This is a genomic window from Pseudomonas sp. Irchel s3a12, from assembly GCF_900187485.1.
GTDB lineage: Bacteria > Pseudomonadota > Gammaproteobacteria > Pseudomonadales > Pseudomonadaceae > Aquipseudomonas > Aquipseudomonas neuropathica.
The window spans coordinates 336,842-359,218 of the sequence record NZ_FYDN01000005.1; the positions used below are offsets into that span (position 1 = coordinate 336,842).

The following is a 22,377-nucleotide window of genomic DNA, read 5'->3' on the forward strand; positions in this document are numbered from 1 at the left end:
GATGTCAATCATCAACGATGTAAGCATCCTGAGTCCGGATAAAACGGTCGAACGCTTCTGAGTTGTACACCTGTACGCAACCATGGAATATCATTTTTTTGTCCGAGTATTCTCTGTTGGCAGAGATCTGGTCAGACGCCGCAAACATATAGTTTCTGGTTTCTTTATAGGGATCGTGTAAAACCTTGTGCGTGTCTTCATTTTCCATGACGGTGTGCATGCCTTTGCCAAAATGCGAGTAGGCGCCGGCGGACATTTCGATGTCATGCTCCAGCTCAGACTTTTGATTGAATGGCTTGAGAATGCACTCGCTCAATCCATAGTTCTTCAGCGTTTGTCTGGCTTGATCGATGTGGTTTTCGTCGGCAAGTGCTAGATATGGGCTTAGCACGACGAGTAGGAAAATGAACGGGTATCGCATGAGTTTTTGACTTCCTGTCTCTGATTTTTCGCAAGTGTAACTGCGTAAAAGCAAAAACCCTCACCCTAACCCTCTCCCAGAGGGAGAGGGGACTGATCGAGTTGTCTGGGTGAGGTACGCCGACCTGCGACTTCAGCGGCGCACTTTGCTTCGCCAGGCTTGAGTTCGCGCTGATCTTTCAGGTCGACATAAGCCGCAAGATCACCACCGTCAGTCCTCTCTCCCTCCGGGAGAGGGCTAGGGTGATGGACAGGTTTTTGTCCACTCGGCTGCGAACCCCTGACTTGCCGCCCGGTAAAAGGTAAACTTTGCGCCCTTCGCAGGAGCAGCCATGAATTATCGTCACGCCTTCCATGCCGGCAATCACGCCGATGTGTTCAAACACCTGACCTTGACCCGCCTCATCGCCCTGATGTCGCGCAAGGAGCAGCCGTTTGCCTATCTCGACACGCATGCCGGCATCGGTCTGTATGACTTGCAGGGCGATCAGGCCAACCGTACCGGTGAGTACCTGGAAGGCATCGCGCGCTTATGGGATCAGCAGGACCTGCCGGCGTTGACCGCCGACTATATGAAGGTGCTGCACGAGATGAACCCGGATGGCCAACTGCGCTACTACCCGGGTTCGCCGGAGCTGGCGCGGCGCCTGACTCGCCCGCAGGACCGGGTGATGCTCAACGAGAAGCACCCCGAAGACGGCGTGTTGCTCAAGGACAACATGGCCGGTGATCGCCGTGTAAAAGTTCATCTCGGCGAGGGCTGGCACGTTGCACGAGCGATGCTGCCGGTGCAGGAAAAGCGTGCGGTGATGTTGATTGATCCGCCGTTCGAGCAGCTCGACGAGATGCAGCGTTGTGCGGCGTCGTTGAAAGAGGCGATTGGCCGTATGCGCCAAACCGTAGCGGCGATCTGGTATCCGGTGAAGGATCAGCGTGCGTTGCGGCGCTTCTATCAGGATCTGGCCGGCACCGGTGCGCCGAAGTTGTTGCGCGTGGAATTGCTGGTGCATCCGCTGGATACGCCGAACAGCCTGAACGGTTCGGGCATGGCGATTGCCAATCCGCCGTGGGGGCTGGAGGAGGAATTGCGTGAGCTGCTGCCGTGGTTGTCGAAGAAGCTGGGGCAGACTCAGGGTGGGTGGCAGATGGATTGGTTGATTGCCGAGAGCTGATCAACGGCAAGATCAAAAGATCGCAGCCTGCGGCAGCTCCTACACGGTTCGGTGTCGTCCACCAATGTGCGGACGATCACTGATCTCCTGTAGGAGCTGCCGAAGGCTGCGATCTTTTGCTTTTAAGGGTCAGTTACCCGCCAGGCTCGCTGGCATGCACACGCCGGTGCCGCCGATCCCGCAATACCCTTCAGGATTTTTCGCCAGATACTGCTGGTGATACGCCTCGGCGAAGTACACGGTCGGCGCCTGTTCGATCTCGGTGCTGATTTCCCCCAGACCCGCCTTCGACAGTTCCGCCTGATACACAGCTTTGCTTTTCAGCGCCGCGTCCAGATGCTCAGGCGAGGTTGCGTAGATCACCGAGCGGTACTGCGTACCGATGTCGTTGCCCTGACGCATGCCCTGCGTCGGGTTGTGCAGTTCCCAGAACATCGCCAGCAGCTCTTCGTAGCTGACTTTGGCCTTGTCATACACAACCAGCACGACTTCGGCGTGGCCGGTCAGGCCCGAGCAGACTTCTTCGTAAGTCGGGTTCGGCGTGAAACCGCCGGCATAACCCACCACGGTGCTGACCACGCCTTCGCGCTGCCAGAAGCGGCGTTCGGCGCCCCAGAAGCAGCCCAGACCGAAGATCGCAAAGTCGACGTCCTGGAAAAACGGGCCAAGCAGCGGGGTTTCTTCAAACACGAAGTGCTTTTCAGGCAGGGTCATCGCGGTTTCGCGGCCGGGCAGAGCTTGTTCTTTAGTCGGGAGCACGTTCTTGTTCACCAGAATTTCCGAGCGCAGAACCATGATCGTTCCTCTCAGTCAGGTTGGATGTGAAAAGTCAGACCGCCAGTGTGCCGAATGATGCCCGACTTCGCACTATCCAATGTAGGAGCGGCGAGGTCAGAGGCAGAGCGGGCCGCGCGGGTAGCGTTTCAGCGCTTGGATGAGTTCTGCGCCCGGAATCGGCCGGTCAAACAGGTAACCCTGTCCGACATCGCAACGGTGGCGGCGCAGGAACGCCAGTTGTTCGGCGGTTTCGATGCCTTCGGCCACAACCTTGAGTTTCAGGTTGTGCGCCATGGCGATCACCGCCGAGGTGATTTCCATGTCGTCCTGGTTGTCGGGAATTTCGTGGATGAAGCTGCGATCAATCTTGATGATGTCGATCGGGAATTTCTTCAAATAACTCAGCGATGAATACCCGGTGCCGAAGTCGTCCATGGCTAGCGTCAACCCAAGGCGCTTGAGCTGGTCGAGCTGCAAATGCGTGTCTTCGGTGGCTTCCAGCAGCAGGCCTTCGGTCAGCTCCAGCTCGAGCAGATTGGCCGGCAGCGCTTCTTCCTTGAGGATGTTGGCGATGGAGGCTACCAGATCCGGGTCGGAGAACTGTTTCGGCGACAAATTGATCGCCACTTGCAGATTGCCCATCCCTGCTGCGGTCAGCGCTTTGCTCATGCGGCAGGCCTGACGGGCGATCCACTTGCCGATCGGAATGATCAGGCCGGTTTCTTCGGCGACGCTGATGAACTGGTCCGGGCGAATCATGCCGCGTTCCGGGTGGTTCCAGCGCAGCAGCGCTTCCATGCCCAGCAGACGACCGCTGCGCAGGCACAGCTTGGGCTGGTAGAACACGTCCAGCTCGTTCTGGGTCAGGGCGCGGCGCAGGTTGTTTTCGACGAACAGTTTGTAGCTGGCCTCGGCGTTCAGTGCTTCGGTGAAGACTTGCACCTGATGTTTACCGTTGGCCTTGGCTTTGTGCAGCGCCAGGCCGGCGTTACGCATCAGCGTTTGCGGATCGCGACCGTGTAGCGGTGCACAGGCCAGGCCGACCGAACCGGTGACGCTGATCAACTGGTTGTCGACGAACATCGGCTTGTCGAGGGTCGCCAGCAATTGGTTGGCGATCTGCTGACCGGTCGCCAGGTCGGTGTCGTCGAGCAGCACGGCAAATTCGTTACTGGCGAACCGCGCGAGGCTGCCACTTGGGCTCAGGCTGTTGCGCAGACGCCGGGCCAGACTGATCAGCAGCTTGTCGCCGGTCTGGTGGCCGAGGCTGTCGTTGATCCGCTTGAAGTTGTCGATGTCGACCAGCAACAGGCTGATCGGCGTATCGCTGTCGCGGGCGAAGCGTTCGTCCAGATTGCGGATAAACGCCGGCCGGTTGCCGAGGTTGGTCAGGTTGTCGGTGTACGCCAGTCGCTCAATGCGCTGCTGTGCGAGTTTGGTCTGGGTGATGTCTTCGTAGATGCCGATGTAATGCGTCAGCTCACGGTTGTCACCGTAGACTTTGGAGATCGACAGCTGACCCCAGTACGGTTCGAGGTTCTTGCGGCGGCTTTTGAATTCGCCCTGCCAACTGTTGCTCTTGGCCAGCGCCGAGGGCGCGTCGAACAACAGTTCACTGAGGTTTTCCAGCGCCGGCAGTTCGGACAGACGCTGGCCATGGACTTCTTCGGTGGTGTATTGGGTGATCGCGGTGAAACTCGGGTTGACGTACTCGACCACGCCGTCGCAATTGACCAGCAAAAACGCGTTGGCGCTTTGCTCGACTGCACGCTGGAACAGGTGCAGGGCGCTGGTGGCAGTGCGGCGGTTGTGGTTGTTGATGACTTGCGCGAACTGGTCGGCCAGCTCACCGGCAAAGGCGATTTCATCGGACTGCCAGGCGCGGGTGACGCCGGTCTGTTCCAGGCACAGCACGCCGACCACTTGCCCGTCGACGCGAATACTGGCGTCGAGCATGGCGTTGACGTCGCGCGGGCGCAGGGCTTCGGCCATCTCCCGGGTACGCGGGTCGCGCATCGCGTTGTGCGCATCGATGGCGCGACTGCCATGCAGGGCGTCCATGTAATCCGGGAAGCTACTGATGTCGATCACGTCCGGAAGGATGTATTCCTGGGTCGCGCGGTGGTACGCGGAGATCGGCACCAGATGCTGGCCTTCGAGGTTCCACAAGCTGGCGCAGTCGATTTCATAGATATCGCAGGCGCAGCGGGTGATTAGCTCGGCGGCTTCCTGCAAGGAGTTGTGCGTGCTGTAGCGCTGGCGCGCGAGCAGCAGAATCAGGTCCTGCTGGGCGCGCACGCGTTCCAGGTGCTGCAGTTGTTCCTGCTGCGCGCGTTGATTGAGTTCAAGGGCGATTTGCAGGCGTGAATTCTGGGTTTCGAGGTCGACGCAGGGCACCTGCGGCACTTCGTCGAACACATCATCGACCGCCAATAGATAGCCGCGCAGCAGATGACGATTGTGCTGTTTATACGCTTCGCCCAATTCGAGGATGTTCAGCTTGCCTGCGGCGGTGTGCAGGGTATAGCGCACCAGATAATGCGGGCTGTCGCGCAGTTGCTGCTGGATCGCGTCGTGCAGTTGATAGCGCGCTTCGGGTTCCATCAGGCTGGCGTAGGGTGAGCCGACCAGCGCGCAAAGCTCGACGGCTGGCTGACCGAACTGGCGTTCACAGTTGGGATCGAGAAACAGCATCGCCCAACTGGCTTCATTCAAGCGCTCGAAACGCAGCATGCCGAGCCGCGAGGGCACAGGCAACTGCGTCACTACCTCGGCCGCCATACGGCTGGCGGCATCGGGTTGGCTCTTCATGAAGGGAACTCGCTTGGAAATATGCTGAACGCGCCGGGCTCTCGCCCTCTTTACTGTTGCCTGCGGCAAGGTTGCATCATTGCGGCACTGACTGACAAGAGACATGAAGGCCAAGTGCTATAAGAATATGTCGGCTGCGTCGGGCATTTCTCCAGCACGTCGTTGAAAAGAGTAAAAGATCGCAGCCTTGGGCAGTGTCTACAGGGGAATGCGCCCTCTGTAGCAGCTGTCGAAGGCTGCGATCTTTAAGGCTTAGCGCAGCTTTATGGCGATCGACTGCAGCCGTTTTCCATCCCGATCATGGTAATTGACCATAATCTGATCAGCCTCGACCACCAAGTGGGCGAAATTGTCTTCACTCACCACCGTGCTGGTCAGTTCATGCCGATAATCGCCCGCCGCCGTGTGCACCAGCGGCTGATCCAGGATGAACGTGGACGCTTTGGCATATGGCAGCAGTTTGCTGTTGCACAGCGGCGAGGACACCACCGTGTGGATTTCGAAGTCCGGGTCTTCGCTGTGTGTCAAACGAGCCGCCAGCGAGCCATGCACGTCCCCGGAAATGAACACGACATTCTTGATTCGCCGGGTGCGGATGGTTTCCAGCAGGCGCAGGCGTTGCTCGGGAAAGGCTTTCCAGGCGTCATCGCCGTGGCGTTTGCGATCGGGATAGAACATCACGCTGGTGACCACGAACTTGACCCGCGCTGTGCTGTGGCTCAGCCATTTGAGCAGGGCCTGTTCCTGTGCCTCGTCGAGGATGCGTCGGTCATCGGCTGACAAGTTGCGGCGGGTGCGACTATCGGTGACAAACCATTCGATATCGCCGTCGCTGAATTGATACCAGTAGTGCTCAAGTGTCGAGTGATCTATTTCACCGTTAGTTGTCAGCGGATGTACCGGGCTATGACTGGCCTGATACAACTCATAGACAGCCATTGCGTTACGGTACAAGTCGCCGTCGGACTTGCTGGCATTGGCAGGCCAGTTATCTTCGATTTCGTGATCATCGAGAATCATGTAAGTCGACGTGCCAGACATCAACCGTTGAATGTTTGGTTGGGAAAACGCGGCGCGGTACTTGTTGAGGATGTCTTTGTATTCGCGATCCGGTGCGACCAGGTTCAAGTCGTCCACATAAATTTGATCGCCGGTCATCAATACCGCGCTGATCGGGGGTTGTATGCCCTCGATGAGCTGATTGATGGATGCAAAGATCCGGTCACCCAGTTGCGGCAGGGAGGCAATGCCAGCAGTCATGCGCAAGTAGCGGCAGGAGCCGACGATGTAGGCTCTGGGTTGCAGGGCTTTGCTGGAGCGGGTGCGCAGGCGATAGATTTCCCGTGGCCATTGCAACGGCAACTCGGCAACGCTGTCTGGCGTATGTACCGGATTCATCGGGCTGAACCAGCCGGTCTGATATTCATATTCGGTGTCGGCACTCAAATTGTTGAGGGCGAACACATGTGACATTTCGCGTAATTCACTCAGTTGCGCAAAGTTACCTTTGGACCAATGTTGTGTGCTTGAAGCGCGATAACGAATCCCGGCAAATACCGGCGAGTTGTTCTGACGATCGCCACGCATGAAGATGCGCGCATGAACAGTTGTAACGTGGCCGGTAATTGGGCCGATAGTTGGTTTTAACATGTCGAATCCATTCGAATTAACTTGAGTTAACAGGATTTCACTAAGTTTTCTTAGTTGAATTGGTTGCGCCTAGGTTAGTTGCGTATCGAATAAAAAAGATCGGTACCAAGTCGACCGGAGTTGTGGCCGATGTCAGCGCGACGTGTGGGAAAAAGACGAGGGAGGTGTTTCTTCAGGCAAAAAAAAGCCCCGCCAAACTGACGGGGTTGAGGTACGAGCGTGTGGCGCTCGAAAGGGTGCAGCAATCGGCCCTCCGTTGCCGGAGGGCCGATCGAGTTACAGCAGGATCGTGCGGATGTCCGCCAGCAGGCTGCCCAGACGCTGGGTGAAGCGTGCGGCAGCGGCGCCGTTGATCACACGGTGATCGTAGGACAACGACAGCGGCAGCATCAGTTTCGGCTGGAAGGCTTTGCCGTCCCAGACTGGCTGGATGGTTGCCTTGGAAACACCGAGGATCGCCACTTCCGGCGCGTTGACGATCGGCGTGAAGCCGGTGCCGCCAATGTGGCCAAGACTGGAAATGGTGAAGCAGGCGCCCTGCATGTCGTCAGCGGTGAGCTTCTTGTCGCGGGCTTTGGCGGCCAGCGCAGCGGCTTCGGCTGCCAGTTGCAACAGGCTCTTCTGGTCGACGTTCTTGATCACCGGTACCAGCAGGCCATCCGGGGTGTCGACGGCGAAGCCGATGTTCACGTATTTCTTGCGGATGATCGCTTTGCCGCTTGGCGCCAGCGAACTGTTGAAGTCCGGCAGCTCCTTGAGCATGTGCGCGCACGACTTGAGCAGCAGCGGCAGGATGGTTAGCTTGACGCCAGCCTTCTCTGCAACGGCTTTCTGCGCCACGCGGAACGCTTCCAGCTCGGTGATATCAGCCGAATCGAACTGAGTCACGTGCGGGATGTTCAGCCAGCTGCGGTGCAGGCTCGACGCGCCGATCTGCATCAGGCGAGTCATCGGCACTTCTTCGATTTCGCCGAAACGGCTGAAGTCGACGACCGGAATCGGCGGGATGCCCGCGCCACCGGTTGCGCCCGCTGCAGCGGCCGGTGCTTCCTTGGCCTTCTGCATCATCGCTTTGACGTAAACCTGCACGTCTTCTTTCAAGATACGACCGTGCGGGCCGCTGGCACCGACAGCGTTCAGCTCAACGCCGAACTCACGGGCCAGTTGACGCACGGCAGGGCCGGCGTGAACTTTGGCACCCGGCTTGGCCGGTGCGGCGGCTGGAGCTGCAGCAGGTGCAGCGGCAGCCGGAGCAGCAGCGGCAGGTGCCGGAGCGCTCGGAGCAGCAGCGGCGGCAGCTGGAGCCGGGGCAGCAGCAGGCGCTGCGCCTTTGACTTTCAGCTTCAGAATCAGGTCGCCGGTACCGACTTCGTCATCTAGCTTGATGGAAACGCTTTCCACCACGCCAGCGGCAGGCGATGGGATTTCCATGCTCGCTTTGTCGGATTCCAGGGTGATCAGCGACTGGTCGGCTTCAACGCTGTCGCCAGCCTTGACCAACACTTCGATGATCTTGGCTTTGCCAGCCGAGCCGATGTCCGGAACGTGGATGTCCTGAACGCTGTCAGCCACCGGTGCTGCTGGCGCGGCTGCCGGAGCAGGCGCAGCGGCAGCGGCCGGTGCAGCAGCCTGGGCCGGAGCGGCAGCCGCAGGGGCCGCAGCACCCGCCACTTCCAGATCCAGAATCAGGTCGCCAGTGCCGACTTCGTCGTTGAGCTTGACGCTGATGGCTTTAACCACGCCAGCGGCAGGCGACGGGATTTCCATGCTCGCCTTGTCGGATTCCAGAGTGATCAAAGATTGATCAGCTTCGACGGTGTCGCCGACCTTGACCTGGATCTCGATGATCTGTGCCTTGCCCGAAGAGCCGATGTCCGGCACGTGCACTTGCTGAACCGAAGCGGCAGCAGGGGCAGCGGCTGGTGCAGCGGCAGCAGGCGCGGCAGCCGGTTTGGCCTCCGCTTTTGCAGCCGGCGCAGCGGCAGGAGCAGGGGCCGCTTCAGCGGCGCCCTCGACTTCCAGCTCAAGCAGTTCGTCGCCTTCTTTCAGACGGTCGCCCAGTTTCACTTTCAGGCTCTTGATGACGCCGGCTTTCGGGGCCGGCACTTCCATGCTGGCCTTGTCCGATTCCAGGGTCAGGATGCTCTGGTCGGCTTCGATACGGTCGCCGACCTTCACAAACAGTTCAATTACTTCACCTTCACCGCTGCCGATGTCAGGTACGCGAATGAGTTCGCTCACAAAATGTCTCCTCAGCAGTCCAGTGGGTTGCGTTTTTCCGGGTCGATGCCGAACTTGACGATGGCTTCAGCCACGACTTTAGGTTCGATATCACCACGGTCAGCCAGTGCTTCCAGGGCTGCCAACACCACGAAATGACGGTCGACTTCGAAGAAATGACGCAGTTTCTTGCGGCTGTCGCTGCGGCCGAAACCGTCGGTGCCCAGGACTTTGAATTCCTTGGACGGTACCCACTGACGGATCTGCTCGGCGAACAGCTTCATGTAGTCGGTAGACGCTATGACCGGACCTTTACGGCCGTTCAGGCACTCTTCGACGTAGCTCAGCTTAGGCTTCTGGCCAGGCTTCAGACGGTTGCTGCGCTCGACAGCGAGGCCGTCGCGACGCAGTTCGTTGAAGCTGGTAACGCTCCAGACGTCGGCGCCAACGTTGAACTCTTCACGCAGGATCTTCGCCGCTTCACGGACTTCACGCAGGATGGTGCCGGAACCCATCAGCTGTACGTGGTGCGCCGCATCGCGGGTGTCTTCTTCGAGCAGGTACATGCCTTTCTTGATGCCTTCTTCGGCACCGGCCGGCATGGCTGGCTGCTGGTACGACTCGTTCATCACGGTGATGTAGTAGAAGATGTCCTGTTGCTCTTCGGTCATCTTCTTCATGCCGTCCTGAATGATCACCGCCAGCTCGTAGCCGTAGGTCGGATCGTAGGTGCGGCAGTTCGGGATGGTCGCGGCCAGCAGGTGGCTGTGGCCGTCTTCGTGTTGCAGACCTTCACCGTTCAGGGTGGTACGGCCGGCGGTGCCGCCGATCAGGAAACCACGGGTACGGCTGTCGCCGGCAGCCCAGGCCAGGTCGCCAATACGCTGGAAGCCGAACATCGAGTAGAAGATGTAGAACGGCAGCATCGGCTGGTTGTGGCTGGAGTACGAAGTACCGGCAGCGATGAACGAACTCATGGCGCCTGCTTCGTTGATGCCTTCTTCAAGGATCTGACCTTTCTGGTCTTCCTTGTAGAACATCACCTGGTCTTTATCGACTGGCTCGTAGAGCTGGCCGACGGACGAGTAGATGCCGAGCTGACGGAACATACCTTCCATACCGAAGGTACGGGCTTCGTCCGGGATGATCGGGACGATGCGCGGGCCGATTTCCTTGTCCTTGACCAGTTGCGCGAGGATTCGCACGAAAGCCATGGTGGTGGAAATTTCACGGTCGCCGGAACCATCGAGGATGGCCTTGAGGGTGTCCAGGTCCGGAGTCGGCACGCTGAAGCTTTGTGCGCGGCGCTGAGGGACGAAACCGCCCAGTGCAGTGCGACGCTCGCTGAGGTAGCGGGCTTCGGCGCTGTTTGGCTCTGGTTTGAAGAACGGCAGGTTCTCCAGCTCTTCGTCCTTGACCGGGATGTCGAAACGATCGCGGAACAACTTCAGGCTGTCGACGTCGACTTTCTTGGTGTTGTGCGCAGTGTTTTTCGCTTCGCCGGCACCGGTGCCATAACCTTTGATGGTCTTGGCGAGGATGACGGTTGGTTGTTCTTTGTGGTTGACCGCTTCGTGGTACGCCGCATAGACCTTGTACGGGTCATGGCCGCCACGGTTGAGTTTCCAGATCTCGTCGTCGGACAGATCAGCAACCATCGCCTTGAGTTCTGGCGTGTTGAAGAAGTGTTCACGGACGAACGCGCCGTCTTTGGCTTTGTAGTTCTGGTACTCGCCGTCGATGACTTCGTCCATACGACGTTGCAGGATGCCGTCGACGTCTTTGGCCAGCAGTGGATCCCAGAAACGGCCCCAGATGACTTTGGTCACGTTCCACTGAGCACCACGGAACACGCCTTCGAGTTCCTGGATGATCTTGCCGTTGCCGCGAACCGGGCCGTCGAGGCGCTGCAGGTTGCAGTTGATGACGAAGATCAGGTTGTCCAGCTTCTCGCGGCCGGCCAGGGAGATCGCGCCCAGGGATTCCGGCTCGTCGCACTCGCCGTCGCCCAGGAAGCACCAGACTTTCTGTTTGCCCGGCTGGATGAAACCGCGGTGTTCCAGGTACTTCATGAAGCGTGCCTGGTAGATCGCTTGAATTGGACCCAGACCCATCGATACGGTCGGGAACTGCCAGAAGTCAGGCATCAGCCAAGGGTGCGGGTAGGACGACAGGCCCTGACCGTCGACTTCCTGGCGGAAGTTGTTCATCTGGTCTTCGGTGATGCGGCCTTCCATGAACGCACGGGCGTAAACGCCTGGCGAAGTGTGGCCCTGGAAGTAGATCAGGTCGCCGCCGTGTTCGTCGGTCGGGGCCTGGAAGAAGTAGTTGAAGCCGATGTCATACAGGGTCGCACTGGAAGCGAAGCTGGAGATGTGACCACCCAGGTCAGAATCTTTCAGGTTCGTACGCATTACCATGGCCATCGCGTTCCAGCGTACCAGCGAGCGAATGCGGCGTTCCATGAACAGGTCGCCAGGCATGCGTGCTTCGTGGGTTACCGGGATGGTGTTGCGGTAAGGCGTGGTGATGGCGTAAGGGAGCTGCGAGCCGCTGCGGGTCGCGAGTTCGCCCATACGGGTCATCAGATAGTGAGCACGGTCTTCGCCTTCTTTGTCGAGAACCGATTCCAGGGCGTCCAGCCATTCCTGGGTTTCGACGGGATCGAGGTCTTGCATGGCTTGCTCCAGGGCGGAAAGGCTTCCAGAATCGGTTGCCTGAGTTTGCGACTGGCCTTGTGGGCAGACGATTTAAAATTCTTGGATTGCCGATAGGTTGTTCCGGCGGCGTGTAGTTTTACTACAAATCTTCCGGCATTTCAGCCTTTCGAATGTATAGACGAGTAGTAAAACTACAGAAGAATGGCTTGTGGCCTCCGGCTGCGTTGTGAGAATAATCGTTAAGGTTGGTCTTTTGCCATCCGAAAAAGGTGAAACTTTGATGTTCGCTGCCAAAGAGAAAGAAATTTCAGCTATTTCTAACTTTTGTTCGACAGTCCTCCGGGTAGCGGCTTTTCACCAATCACTACAAGCGGCCATTTATACGCCGATCAAGGATAGACCATGACCCTGCCCGTGCTTGCCGAACTGCCTGCCCTTTTCCTGTCGTTGGTCACTCGATCCGAGCAGTCGTTCCGTACGGCCGTCGCCGCGCTGGAAGACGATCACGGCCTGGCGAACTGGACGCCAGAGCGCTGGGCGCAGTTCGCCCGCGTCACCGCCGCCAGCGAGTTTGTCATTGAACAGAGCGTTCGTGACCCTTTGATGTTGCTTGCACTGGTGCAGTCCGGCGAACTCGACCGGGCCTTCGCGCCGGGCGAATTGTGTGCGCAGATTGCTGCGGCAGTGAACGCCGCGCAAACCGAAGATGAACTCGGCCGCGCCTTGCGCCGCCAGCGCGCTCGCCATCAAGTGCGGATCATCTGGCGCGATCTCACCCGTCAGGCCGATCTGGTGCAGACCTGCCGCGATCTCTCGGATATGGCCGACGCGACTATCGACCAGGCTTATCAATGGTTGTACAGCCGCCATTGCGAACAGTTCGGCACGCCGACCGGCCGCCGCAGCGGTGAGCCGCAGCAAATGGTCATCCTCGGCATGGGCAAGCTCGGCGCCGTTGAGTTGAACCTGTCTTCGGACATCGATCTGATCTTCGCTTACCCCGAGGGCGGCGAAACGGTGGGCGTGAAGCGCTCGCTGGATAATCAGGAATTCTTCATACGTCTCGGCCAGCGCTTGATCAAGGCGCTGGATCCGATGACCGTCGACGGATTTGTGTTCCGTGTCGACATGCGCCTGCGCCCTTACGGTTCGTCCGGCGCGCTGGTGCTGAGCTTCAATGCGCTGGAGCAGTATTACCAGGATCAGGGCCGGGACTGGGAACGCTACGCGATGATCAAGGCGCGGGTGGTGGCAGGCGATCAGGTGGCAGGTGCGCAGTTGCTCGACATGCTGCGGCCGTTCGTTTACCGCCGTTACCTGGACTTCTCGGCGATCGAAGCGCTGCGCACCATGAAGCAACTGATCCAGCAGGAAGTGCGGCGCAAGGGCATGGCCGACAACATCAAACTCGGCTCCGGCGGTATCCGCGAGGTCGAATTTATTGCTCAGGCCTTTCAGTTGATCCACGGTGGTCGCGACTTGAGCTTGCAGCAGCGTCCTCTATTAAAGGTGTTGAGCACGCTGGAGGGGCAGGGTTATCTACCGCCGGCGGTGATCAGCGAGTTGCGCGAGGGTTACGAATTTCTGCGTTACACCGAACACGCGATTCAGGCGATTGCCGACCGCCAGACCCAGATGCTGCCGGATGGCGCGCAGGATCAAGCGCGCATTGCCTTCATGCTCGGCTTTGCCGATTGGGATTCTTTCCATGAAAAACTGATGTTCTGGCGCGGTCGCGTCGCTTGGCACTTCGCCCAGGTGATTGCCGATCCCGATGAAGATGAGGGCGCCGAAAGCGAAGTGGTGGTCGGCGGTGAATGGCTGCCGCTGTGGGAAGAGGCGCAGGACGAGGAGGCCGCGTGCCGGCAGTTGGAAGAGGGCGGTTTTGCTGACGCGAGCAAAGCCCTGAAAGCGTTGGCCGGATTGCGCAGCAGCCCGCAATTGCGCGCGATGCAGCGGTTGGGGCGTGAGCGTCTGGATGCCTTTATTCCGCGTCTGCTCGCACAGGCTGTGGAACACGCCAATCCGGATCTGGTGCTTGAGCGGGTGTTGCCGCTGGTCGAAGCGGTCGCTCGGCGCTCGGCTTATCTGGTCTTGCTGACGGAAAACCCCGGTGCACTGCGACGCTTGCTGACGCTGTGCGCGGCGAGCCCGTGGATCGCAGAGCAGATCACGCGCTTCCCGTTGCTGCTCGATGAACTGTTAAACGAAGGCCGACTGTTCAAGCCGCCCTTGGCGCCGGAACTGGCGGCTGAACTGCGCGAGCGCCTGACGCGGATTCCCGAAGACGACCTCGAACAACAAATGGAAGCCTTGCGCCATTTCAAATTGGCGCACCGCTTGCGCGTGGCGGCGTCGGAAATCGCGGGCAGCCTGCCGCTGATGAAAGTCAGCGATTACCTGACTTGGCTGGCCGAGGCGATTCTCGAGCAAGTGCTGGCCCTGGCCTGGCGCCAGACGGTGGCCAAGTACGGCACACCGCTGCGCACCGACGGCACCTTGTGCGATCCCGGCTTCATCATTGTTGGTTATGGCAAAGTCGGCGGCCTGGAACTGGGGCATGGTTCGGATCTGGACCTGGTGTTTATCCACGACGGCGATCCGCAGGCGGAAACCGACGGGCCGAAGTCGATTGATGGCGCGCAGTTCTTCACGCGCTTGGGGCAGCGAATCATTCACTTGCTGACGGCGCAGACCAACTCCGGTCAGCTCTATGAAGTGGACATGCGTCTGCGGCCATCCGGTGCTTCGGGGCTGTTGGTCAGTTCGCTGGGGGCATTTGCGCGCTATCAAGAAAATGAAGCCTGGACGTGGGAGCATCAGGCGTTGGTGCGGGCGCGGGTGCTGGTCGGCAGTCAGGATGTCGGTCAGGCGTTCGAGAAAGTCCGCGCGCAGGTCTTGGGCAAGGCGCGCGATCTGGCCAAGTTGCAACAAGAAGTCAGTGAGATGCGCGCGAAAATGCGCGATAACCTCGGCACCAAGAGCACCGCAGCCGGCACGGCGGCAAATGCCTTCGATGCCACAGCGCCCTTCGACCTCAAGCAGGACGCCGGAGGTATCGTCGATATTGAATTTATGGTGCAATACGCGGCTCTGGCGTGGTCGCAAAGCCACCCGCCATTGCTGCGCTGGACCGATAACATCCGCATTCTGGAAGAGCTGGAACACGAAGGGCTGATGCCTGCCGAAGATGCCAGCCTGTTGCGCGAGGCCTATAAAGCCTACCGCTCCGCCGCTCACCGGCAGGCGTTGCAGAAGGACGCCGGGGTGATACCGGGTGACCAGTTTGCCGACGAACGCCGCCAGGTTTTACGGATATGGAAAGAGATGGGGCTAAGCTGAAACAAGCCAATGAAGGCAATGAGATTCAAGAGGTGGGAGCGAGCCTGCTCGCGAAGGCGGTCGGTCGGCCAGCATGGATGTTGAATGTGCTGGCCCCTTCGCGAGCAGGCTCGCTCCCACAGTGATCTGCGGTGAGTCGCAGATGTGTGAACAGAGGCAAAACCATGTGGGAGCGAGCCTGCTCGCGATAGCGGAGTGACAGTCGACAGTCATGTTGAAGGTAATGACCCATCGCAAGCAGTGCCGCTCCCTCAGTGATTCTCGAGGCGGGGAGGCGTAAATGCCTCCCCGGTTCGTTTTTGGAAACCACATGAATATTCTGATCGTTGGGCCCAGTTGGGTCGGTGACATGGTGATGGCGCAGACACTCTTTCAGTGTCTCAAGCAGCGCCACCCGCAATGCGAAATCGACGTCCTGGCCCCTGAGTGGAGCCGGCCGATCCTTGAACGCATGCCCGAAGTGCGCAAGGCCTTGAGCTTCCCGCTCGGCCACGGCGCGCTGGAATTGGCGACGCGTCGGCGCATCGGCAAATCCCTGCGTGGTCAGTACGATCAGGCGATCCTGCTGCCCAACTCGCTGAAGTCGGCGCTGGTGCCGTTTTTCGCCGGCATTCCGAAACGCACCGGCTGGCGCGGCGAATTCCGCTACGGCCTGCTCAACGATGTGCGCACCCTCGACAAACAACGCTATCCGTTGATGATCGAGCGGTTCATGGCTTTGGCCTATGAGCCGAACGCCGAGCTGCCGAAGCCTTATCCGCGCCCAAGCCTGCAAATCGACCCGGTCACTCGCGAAGCAGCGTTGGCCAAGTTCGGCCTGACCCTCGACCGCCCGGTGTTGGCCCTGTGCCCTGGCGCCGAGTTTGGCGAGTCCAAGCGCTGGCCGTCCGAGCACTACGCCAAAGTCGCCGAAGCGCGCATTCGTGAAGGCTGGCAGGTGTGGCTGTTCGGTTCGAAGAACGATCATGCGGTCGGTGAAGATATCCGCGCTCGACTGATTCCTGGCCTGCGTGAAGAATCGGTCAACCTCAGCGGCGGCACTTCGCTGGCCGAGGCCATCGACCTGATGTCCTGCGCCGACGCGGTGGTCTCCAACGACTCCGGCCTGATGCACGTTGCCGCTGCGCTGAACCGTCCACTGGTGGCGGTCTACGGTTCGACTTCGCCGGGTTTTACCCCGCCGCTGGCCGAGCATGTCGAAGTGGTTCGTCTGGGCCTCGATTGCAGCCCCTGCTTCGACCGCACCTGCCGTTTCGGTCATTACAACTGCCTGCGCCAGCTGATGCCGGATGCGGTCAACGATGCCTTGCAGAAGTTGCAGGGCTCTGTGGTCGAGGTTCATTAAGTTGCGGGTACTGCTGATCAAGACTTCATCGCTGGGTGACGTGATTCATGCGTTGCCGGCGCTGACCGACGCCGCCCGGGCCATTCCCGGAATCAAGTTCGACTGGGTAGTGGAAGAAGGTTTCGCCGAGATCCCGACCTGGCACCCGGCCGTTGGCAAAGTGATTCCGGTGGCGATCCGTCGCTGGCGCAAAAACCTCTGGAAAACCATCACCAGCGGCGAGTGGAAACGCTTCAAACAAAGTGTGCGCGCCAATAAATACGACTTGGTGATCGACGCTCAAGGCCTGCTGAAAAGCGCCTGGCTGACCCGCTACGTCAAAGCGCCGGTAGCCGGCCTCGATAAAGGTTCGGCGCGAGAGCCGATGGCTTCGCGTTTCTATGACCGCAAACTGGCTGTGGCCCGCGGTCAGCACGCCGTCGAGCGAGTGCGCCAACTGTTCGCCATCGCTCTCGGCTACGACTTGCCGAAAGGCTTGGGCGATTACGGCCTCAACGTCGAGCGTCTGGTCGAGCTGCCGCGCAAAAACGCCTTTGTGGTCTTCCTGCATGGCACTACTTGGGACACCAAACACTGGCCGGAAAGTTACTGGCGCGAACTGACTGAACGCGTCGGCTACCTCGGCGTCGGCGTCAAACTGCCGTGGGGCAACCCACAGGAAAAGGCCCGCGCCGAACGCATCGCCGCCGGTTTCAAACACGCCGAAGTGCTGCCGAAGCTCAATCTGGCCGGCGTCGGCAAAGTCCTCGCTGGTGCGCAAGCCTGCGTCGCGGTGGATACCGGTCTCGGCCACTTGGCCGCCGCGCTGGACGTGCCGACCATCTCGCTGTTCGGCCCGACCAACCCGGGCCTGACCGGCGCCTACGGCAAGTTGCAGATTCACCTGGCCAGCGACTTCCCATGCGCGCCATGCCTGCAAAAGAAATGTACCTATCAACCGACCGCGCAGGATGCCCGTCAGTTTGACCTGAAGCGTGAACAGCCGCTGTGCTTCACGCGTCTGAACCCCGAGCGTGTCGCCAGCCGACTGAGCACGTTGTTAATGGCTGAGGAGCTGCGCTGATGCAATTGGCATTCGTCCTGTACAAATATTTCCCGTTCGGTGGCTTGCAGCGCGACTTCATGCGCATCGCCCTTGAATGCCAGAAGCGCGGTCACCAGATTCGCGTCTACACGCTGATCTGGGAAGGCGACGTGCCGCCCGGTTTTGAGGTGCTGGTGGCGCCGGTCAAGGCGTTCTTCAACCATCGTCGCAACGAAAAACTCAGCGCGTGGATGGCAGCGGACCTGGCCAAGCGCCCGGTCGATCGCCTGATCGGGTTCAACAAGATGCCGGGGCTGGACGTCTACTACGCCGCCGATGGCTGCTTCGAAGACAAGGCGCAGAACTTGCGCAATTCGCTGTACCGCCGTTGGGGTCGCTATCGCCACTTCGCCGAGTACGAGCGCGCAGTGTTCGCCAAGGATGCGAAGACCGAAGTGCTGATGATTTCCGAAGTGCAGCAGCCGCTGTTCATCAAGCATTACGACACGCCACTTGAGCGTTTCCATCTGCTGCCGCCAGGCATCGCCCAGGATCGTCGTCGCCCGGCGGATGCCGCTGAAATTCGCGCCGGTTTCCGCGCTGAATTCAATCTCAAGGACGACGAACTGCTGCTGGTGCAGATCGGCTCCGGCTTCAAGACCAAAGGCGTCGATCGCAGCCTGAAAGCGCTGGCTGCATTGCCTGCCGAACTGAAGAAACGCACCCGGCTGTTTGTAATCGGCCAGGATGACCCCAAATTATTCCAGATGCAGAGCGCAACTTTGGGTCTGGGCGATAACGTGACGTTCCTCAAGGGGCGCAGCGATATCCCGCGTTTCCTGCTCGGCGCCGATCTGTTGATCCACCCGGCCTACAACGAAAACACCGGTACTGTGCTGCTTGAAGCGTTGGTCGCCGGTTTGCCGGTGCTGGTCAGTGCGGTCTGCGGTTACGCCCATTACATTGCCGAGGCGGATGCCGGGCGAGTGCTGGACGAACCGTTCGATCAGGCGCAACTGACGCAATACTTGACTGAAATGTTGCATGACGACGCTGCACGCGCGGCCTGGAGCCGCAATGGTCTGGCCTTCGCCGAGACGGCCGACCTCTACAGCATGCCGCAGCACGCGGCCGATGTGATTCTGGCGGAGCACGCTTAATGAAGTTGATGCTGGCTGAACCGTTCAAAAGCCTGTGGGCCGGCCGCGACCCGTTCGCTGAAGTCGAAGGCTTGCAGGGCGAGGTATACCGCGAGCTGGAAGCACGCCGGACGCTGCGCACGGAAGTCGACGGCAACGGATTTTTCGTCAAGATCCACCGAGGTATCGGCTGGGGCGAGATCTTCAAGAATCTGCTGACCGCCAAGCTGCCGGTTCTCGGCGCGGGCCAGGAGTGGCAAGCCATTCAGCGTCTGCAGGAAGTCGGCGTGCCGACCATGACTGCCGTGGCTTACGGCGAGAAGGGCAGTAACCCGGCAGATCAGCACTCGTTTATCGTCACCGAAGAACTGGCGCCGACCATCAGCCTCGAAGACTTCAGCATCGATTGGGTCAAGCAGCCGCCCGAGCCGAAACTCAAGCGCGCGCTGATCGCCGAAGTCGCACGCATGACCGGCATGATGCACCGCGCTGGCGTCAACCATCGTGACTGCTATATCTGCCACTTCCTGCTGCACACCGATAAACCGGTGACGCCAGACGACTTCAAACTCTCAGTGATCGACCTGCACCGTGCCCAGACCCGCACGAAAATCACTCAGCGCTGGCGCAATAAAGATCTGGCCGCGTTGTACTTTTCCGCGCTGGACATCGGCCTGACCCGCCGCGACAAACTGCGTTTCCTCAAAGGCTATTTCCAGCAACCGCTGCGCCAGATCCTGGCTGAAGAAGCGCCGTTGCTGAGCTGGCTGGAAGGCAAGGCCAACAAACTCTACGCGCGTAAACAGCGTTACGGGGATGCGCTCTGATGGCGGGTTGGACTCTCGAGCCGCAATACAGCGAGCTCGCCGAAGACTTCGGCAGTCTCGAAGCGGTATTTGCGTTGCAGGGCGAACGCCTGACCCGTGATCCGCTGTCGGAAGTGATTCGCGTGCAGCGCAACGGCGTCAATTATTACGTCAAACGCTATGTCGGCGCCGGTAAAGGCTTGCGCCGTTACCTCGGCAAGCCGCGGGTGAAGATGGAATGGCAGAACCTCAAGCGCTTCGCCAAGTGGGGCATTCCCACCGCTGAAGTGGTGGCCTGGGGGCTGGAGCGACGTGGCGCGGCGTATGATCGTGGCGCCATGATCACCCGTGAACTGCCCGACACCGAAGACCTTTCGGCGCTCGCCGAGCGCAAGGATCCGAAACTCAAGGATCGCGCCTGGGTCGACGGTGTCAGTCGGCAATTGGCCGGCTATACCCGGACGATGCATGATCACCGATTTACCCATAACGATCTGAAATGGCGCAACCTGTTGATCGATGATCAGGCGCGGATATTTCTGATCGATTGCCCTAACGGCGAGTTCTGGCGCGGCTTCTGGCTCAAGTATCGGATCACCAAGGATCTGGCCTGTCTCGATAAACTCGCCAAATACCACCTGTCCAATACCCAACGCCTGCGCTTCTATAAGCAATACCGCCAGTGCGATCGGCTTGATAGCGCCGACAAGAAACGGATTCGGCACGTGGTGAGATTTTTCGAGGGACGCGAATGACTGATTTTCTCGCCGCTGAAGACCGCGCACTGCTTGAGCGCCATGGTCTTGGCACTTTTGACGCGCTTTGGGCGAAGCAGCTTGAGGCCGTGGACGAACCCAATACCGCCCGTGGCGGTTGGAGCAGCGTCTTCCGTCTGGATCTTGAAGGGCAAGGTTATTACCTCAAGCGCCAGAGCAACTACCTGACGCGGACCTTGCATGCGCCTTTCGGCGAGCCAAGCTTTGCCCGCGAGTTTCGCAATATCAGTCGCTATCGCAAGCTCGGTATCCCGGCGCTGCAAGCGGCGTTTTTCGGTGAGCGTAAGGTCAACGGCGAAGTCCGTGCCATCCTGCTGACTCGGGCACTCGATGGCTGGAGTGATCTGGAATCGCTGTTGCAGCGTTGGGCGCAGCTCAGTACCGCGCAGCATTCAGCCATTCTCAAGGCTTGCGGATTGCTCGCGCGGCATCTGCACGGCGTGCGTCAGGTGCACGGCTGCTTCTATCCCAAACATATTTTTCTGCGAGCCACCGGTGACGGGTATCAGGCGCAATTGATCGACCTGGAAAAGACCCGGCCGTTGTTGTTTGGTATGCGCGACCGGATCAAGGATCTGGAACCGCTGCAACGTCGCGCACCGGAATGGAACGAGGCGCAACTGCGTGAATTGCTCGCGGCTTATCTCGATCAGCCCACTGACAGCGCGCTGCTGGACAGTTGGCTGGCCCGGCTGACCGCGCGTCGCAGCCACAAGGAGACCCGCTGATGCAATTGTCCGAGCTGGCCGGTGCCGGACGAGCCCCGCAATTGCCACTGACGGTGACGCTGGCCGATGCCGCCGGCAGTGCTGATCTGCAATTGCTGAGCCTGCTGCGGGTGTTGCCGGGACAGCGTTACGTTGGCGCCGGTGTCTGGCGCGGGCGTCCGGTGCTGGCCAAATTGCTGGTCGGCGGCAAAGCTGCCCGGCATTTTCAGCGCGAGCTGGAAGGCGTGCGCTTGCTGGCTGCGCAAGGCCTGACCACGCCGCTGCTCCTGGCCGATGGTTTGCAAAATGGCGAAGGTGGCTGGTTGCTGTTCGATTTCCTTGAGGGTGCCGAAAGCCTTGGCGATGCCTGGGCGAAAGTCGAGTCGCTGCCGGTGTTGGCCGATGAACAATCGGCGGTGCTGGCCGAGGCGCTGGGCGCTATTGGCCAATTGCACGGCAAAGGGCTTTGGCAGGAAGATCTGCACCTGGACAATCTGTTGCGCCACGGCGACCAGTTGTACTTGATTGACGGTGCCGGGATTTGCGCAGAAACCGCCGGCCAGCCGTTGTCGCGACAAAAAGTCCTGGAAAATCTCGGGGTGTTTTTCGCCCAGTTACCCAAGGCGTTGGAACCGTTCACTGAAGAGCTGCTGGTGTATTACCTGTTGAGCAATAGCGAGCATGCGTTGCCGCTGGAGGCCTTGCAGAAACAGATCGACAAAGTGCGGCGCTGGCGTTTGAAAGACTTCCTGATCAAGGTCGGTCGCGAGTGCACGCTGTTCAGTGTGCAGCGTGGAGCGTTCGCTCTGCGCGCGATCCGCCGCGAAGAAGAGTCAGCCATGCTGCCGGTGCTGGAGCAGGCTGATGCGTTGCTTGATCAGGGTCACCTGTACAAGACCGGTGGTGCGGCGAGCGTTGGCAAGGTTCAGGCCGGTGCGCGCGCGCTGGTGATCAAGCGCTACAACATCAAGGGCTTTGCGCATTGGCTCAAGCGTTTCTGGCGGCCAAGTCGGGCCTGGCATTCGTGGCGCGAAGGCAATCGCCTGGCGTTTCTCGGCATCGCCACACCCAAACCGCTGGCGGTGCTGGAAAAGCGCTTTTTGTGGCTGCGCAGCCGTGCGTATCTGGTGACCGAGTTCCTGCCGGGGCCGGATATCATCGAGCGCTTTGCGCCGTACGTTGAAAGTGGTGAAGCGCCGGAAGCGGAGTTGCAGGCGCTGGATCAGTTGTTCGCCAGATTGATTGACGAGCGGATCAGCCATGGCGACTTCAAGGGACATAATCTGTTCTGGCAGCAGGATCGCTGGGCGCTGATCGATCTGGACTCGATGTGCCAGCATGGATCTGTCGGCAGTTTCGCGCCGGCCTATGCCCGTGACCGTGCGCGATTCATGCGCAACTGGCCCGAAAGCAGCGCGCTGTATCGGATTATTGATCTGCGGTTGCCGAAAGATATTTCCAGCGTGGCCTGAGACAAACCAGCAGTAGAGGACAAGATTCAGCGACTTGTCCTACAGCTTCTCCAGAA

General features: G+C 59.6%; 15 protein-coding genes. 9 read left to right on the top strand and 6 right to left on the bottom strand.

All coding sequences use genetic code 11. From position 1 onward, the window contains the following. Positions 1-4: 4 nt before the first annotated feature. The gene (locus CKW14_RS11370; protein ID WP_095125326.1) at positions 5-421 is read right to left on the bottom strand and encodes a hypothetical protein; all 417 of its coding nucleotides are present in this window, start codon (positions 419-421) and stop codon (positions 5-7) included. 331 nt (positions 422-752) lie between these two features. Here CKW14_RS11370 and CKW14_RS11375 point away from each other — a divergent pair, with 331 nt between their 5' ends. After that, positions 753-1,592, top strand: coding sequence for a 23S rRNA (adenine(2030)-N(6))-methyltransferase RlmJ (locus CKW14_RS11375; protein WP_095125327.1), 840 nt, complete (start codon positions 753-755; stop codon positions 1,590-1,592). A 129-nt stretch (positions 1,593-1,721) separates the two neighbouring features. Here the strand turns inward: CKW14_RS11375 and msrA are convergent, their stop codons facing one another. From msrA to aceE, 5 genes are all read right to left on the bottom strand, one after another. Then, the gene (gene msrA, locus CKW14_RS11380) at positions 1,722-2,387 is read right to left on the bottom strand and encodes a peptide-methionine (S)-S-oxide reductase MsrA (protein WP_095047250.1); all 666 of its coding nucleotides are present in this window, start codon (positions 2,385-2,387) and stop codon (positions 1,722-1,724) included. 96 nt (positions 2,388-2,483) lie between these two features. Further along, on the bottom strand, positions 2,484-5,180 hold the full coding sequence (locus CKW14_RS11385; protein ID WP_093430121.1) for a bifunctional diguanylate cyclase/phosphodiesterase: 2,697 nt from the start codon (positions 5,178-5,180) through the stop codon (positions 2,484-2,486). A gap of 252 nt (positions 5,181-5,432) precedes the next feature. Next, entirely contained in the window at positions 5,433-6,830 is a 1,398-nt protein-coding gene (locus CKW14_RS11390; RefSeq protein ID WP_095125328.1) for an alkaline phosphatase D family protein, read from the bottom strand. A gap of 276 nt (positions 6,831-7,106) precedes the next feature. Further along, positions 7,107-9,071, bottom strand: coding sequence for a dihydrolipoyllysine-residue acetyltransferase (aceF, locus tag CKW14_RS11395; RefSeq protein WP_095125329.1), 1,965 nt, complete (start codon positions 9,069-9,071; stop codon positions 7,107-7,109). A gap of 11 nt (positions 9,072-9,082) precedes the next feature. Further along, the gene (aceE, locus tag CKW14_RS11400) at positions 9,083-11,728 is read right to left on the bottom strand and encodes a pyruvate dehydrogenase (acetyl-transferring), homodimeric type (RefSeq protein ID WP_007915682.1); all 2,646 of its coding nucleotides are present in this window, start codon (positions 11,726-11,728) and stop codon (positions 9,083-9,085) included. 384 nt (positions 11,729-12,112) lie between these two features. Between aceE and glnE the strand changes: the two genes are divergently transcribed. The 8 genes from glnE to CKW14_RS11440 all read left to right on the top strand — a co-directional run bounded on the left by glnE (position 12,113) and on the right by CKW14_RS11440 (position 22,321). Continuing rightward, complete coding sequence (gene glnE / locus CKW14_RS11405; RefSeq protein WP_095125330.1) at positions 12,113-15,052, top strand: bifunctional [glutamate--ammonia ligase]-adenylyl-L-tyrosine phosphorylase/[glutamate--ammonia-ligase] adenylyltransferase; 2,940 nt, start codon at positions 12,113-12,115, stop codon at positions 15,050-15,052. 310 nt (positions 15,053-15,362) lie between these two features. Further along, entirely contained in the window at positions 15,363-16,397 is a 1,035-nt protein-coding gene (gene waaF, locus CKW14_RS11410; protein ID WP_093430125.1) for a lipopolysaccharide heptosyltransferase II, read from the top strand. 1 nt (position 16,398) lies between these two features. Then, entirely contained in the window at positions 16,399-17,460 is a 1,062-nt protein-coding gene (gene waaC / locus CKW14_RS11415; RefSeq protein WP_077570514.1) for a lipopolysaccharide heptosyltransferase I, read from the top strand. Continuing rightward, entirely contained in the window at positions 17,460-18,581 is a 1,122-nt protein-coding gene (locus CKW14_RS11420; RefSeq protein WP_095047255.1) for a glycosyltransferase family 4 protein, read from the top strand. Before waaC ends, CKW14_RS11420 begins: the two co-directional genes overlap by 1 nt. Beyond that, on the top strand, positions 18,581-19,387 hold the full coding sequence (gene rfaP / locus CKW14_RS11425) for a lipopolysaccharide core heptose(I) kinase RfaP (protein ID WP_093430127.1): 807 nt from the start codon (positions 18,581-18,583) through the stop codon (positions 19,385-19,387). Before CKW14_RS11420 ends, rfaP begins: the two co-directional genes overlap by 1 nt. Then, on the top strand, positions 19,387-20,121 hold the full coding sequence (locus CKW14_RS11430; RefSeq protein WP_093430128.1) for a lipopolysaccharide kinase InaA family protein: 735 nt from the start codon (positions 19,387-19,389) through the stop codon (positions 20,119-20,121). The genes rfaP and CKW14_RS11430 overlap by 1 nt, the downstream gene beginning before the upstream one ends. Next, positions 20,118-20,870 carry a lipopolysaccharide kinase InaA family protein gene (locus CKW14_RS11435; protein ID WP_095125331.1) on the top strand — a complete coding sequence of 251 codons (753 nt, stop codon included), beginning with the start codon at positions 20,118-20,120 and terminating at the stop codon, positions 20,868-20,870. The genes CKW14_RS11430 and CKW14_RS11435 overlap by 4 nt, the downstream gene beginning before the upstream one ends. Beyond that, positions 20,870-22,321 carry a lipopolysaccharide kinase InaA family protein gene (locus CKW14_RS11440; protein ID WP_095125332.1) on the top strand — a complete coding sequence of 484 codons (1,452 nt, stop codon included), beginning with the start codon at positions 20,870-20,872 and terminating at the stop codon, positions 22,319-22,321. Before CKW14_RS11435 ends, CKW14_RS11440 begins: the two co-directional genes overlap by 1 nt. The last annotated feature ends 56 nt before the right edge of the window (positions 22,322-22,377 follow it).

Excerpts from the sequence above, each read along its gene's own strand:
- CKW14_RS11375 (WP_095125327.1), top strand. The coding sequence starts at position 753 with ATGAATTATCGTCACGCCTTCCATGCCGGCAATCACGCCGATGTGTTC.
- msrA (WP_095047250.1), bottom strand. The coding sequence starts at position 2,387 with ATGGTTCTGCGCTCGGAAATTCTGGTGAACAAGAACGTGCTCCCGACT.
- waaF (WP_093430125.1), top strand. The coding sequence starts at position 15,363 with ATGAATATTCTGATCGTTGGGCCCAGTTGGGTCGGTGACATGGTGATG.
- CKW14_RS11390 (WP_095125328.1), bottom strand. The coding sequence starts at position 6,830 with ATGTTAAAACCAACTATCGGCCCAATTACCGGCCACGTTACAACTGTT.
- CKW14_RS11420 (WP_095047255.1), top strand. The coding sequence starts at position 17,460 with ATGCAATTGGCATTCGTCCTGTACAAATATTTCCCGTTCGGTGGCTTG.
- CKW14_RS11440 (WP_095125332.1), top strand. The coding sequence starts at position 20,870 with ATGCAATTGTCCGAGCTGGCCGGTGCCGGACGAGCCCCGCAATTGCCA.
- aceE (WP_007915682.1), bottom strand. The coding sequence starts at position 11,728 with ATGCAAGACCTCGATCCCGTCGAAACCCAGGAATGGCTGGACGCCCTG.
- CKW14_RS11435 (WP_095125331.1), top strand. The coding sequence starts at position 20,118 with ATGACTGATTTTCTCGCCGCTGAAGACCGCGCACTGCTTGAGCGCCAT.
- CKW14_RS11370 (WP_095125326.1), bottom strand. The coding sequence starts at position 421 with ATGCGATACCCGTTCATTTTCCTACTCGTCGTGCTAAGCCCATATCTA.
- CKW14_RS11385 (WP_093430121.1), bottom strand. The coding sequence starts at position 5,180 with ATGAAGAGCCAACCCGATGCCGCCAGCCGTATGGCGGCCGAGGTAGTG.
- glnE (WP_095125330.1), top strand. The coding sequence starts at position 12,113 with ATGACCCTGCCCGTGCTTGCCGAACTGCCTGCCCTTTTCCTGTCGTTG.
- CKW14_RS11430 (WP_093430128.1), top strand. The coding sequence starts at position 19,387 with ATGGCGGGTTGGACTCTCGAGCCGCAATACAGCGAGCTCGCCGAAGAC.
- rfaP (WP_093430127.1), top strand. The coding sequence starts at position 18,581 with ATGAAGTTGATGCTGGCTGAACCGTTCAAAAGCCTGTGGGCCGGCCGC.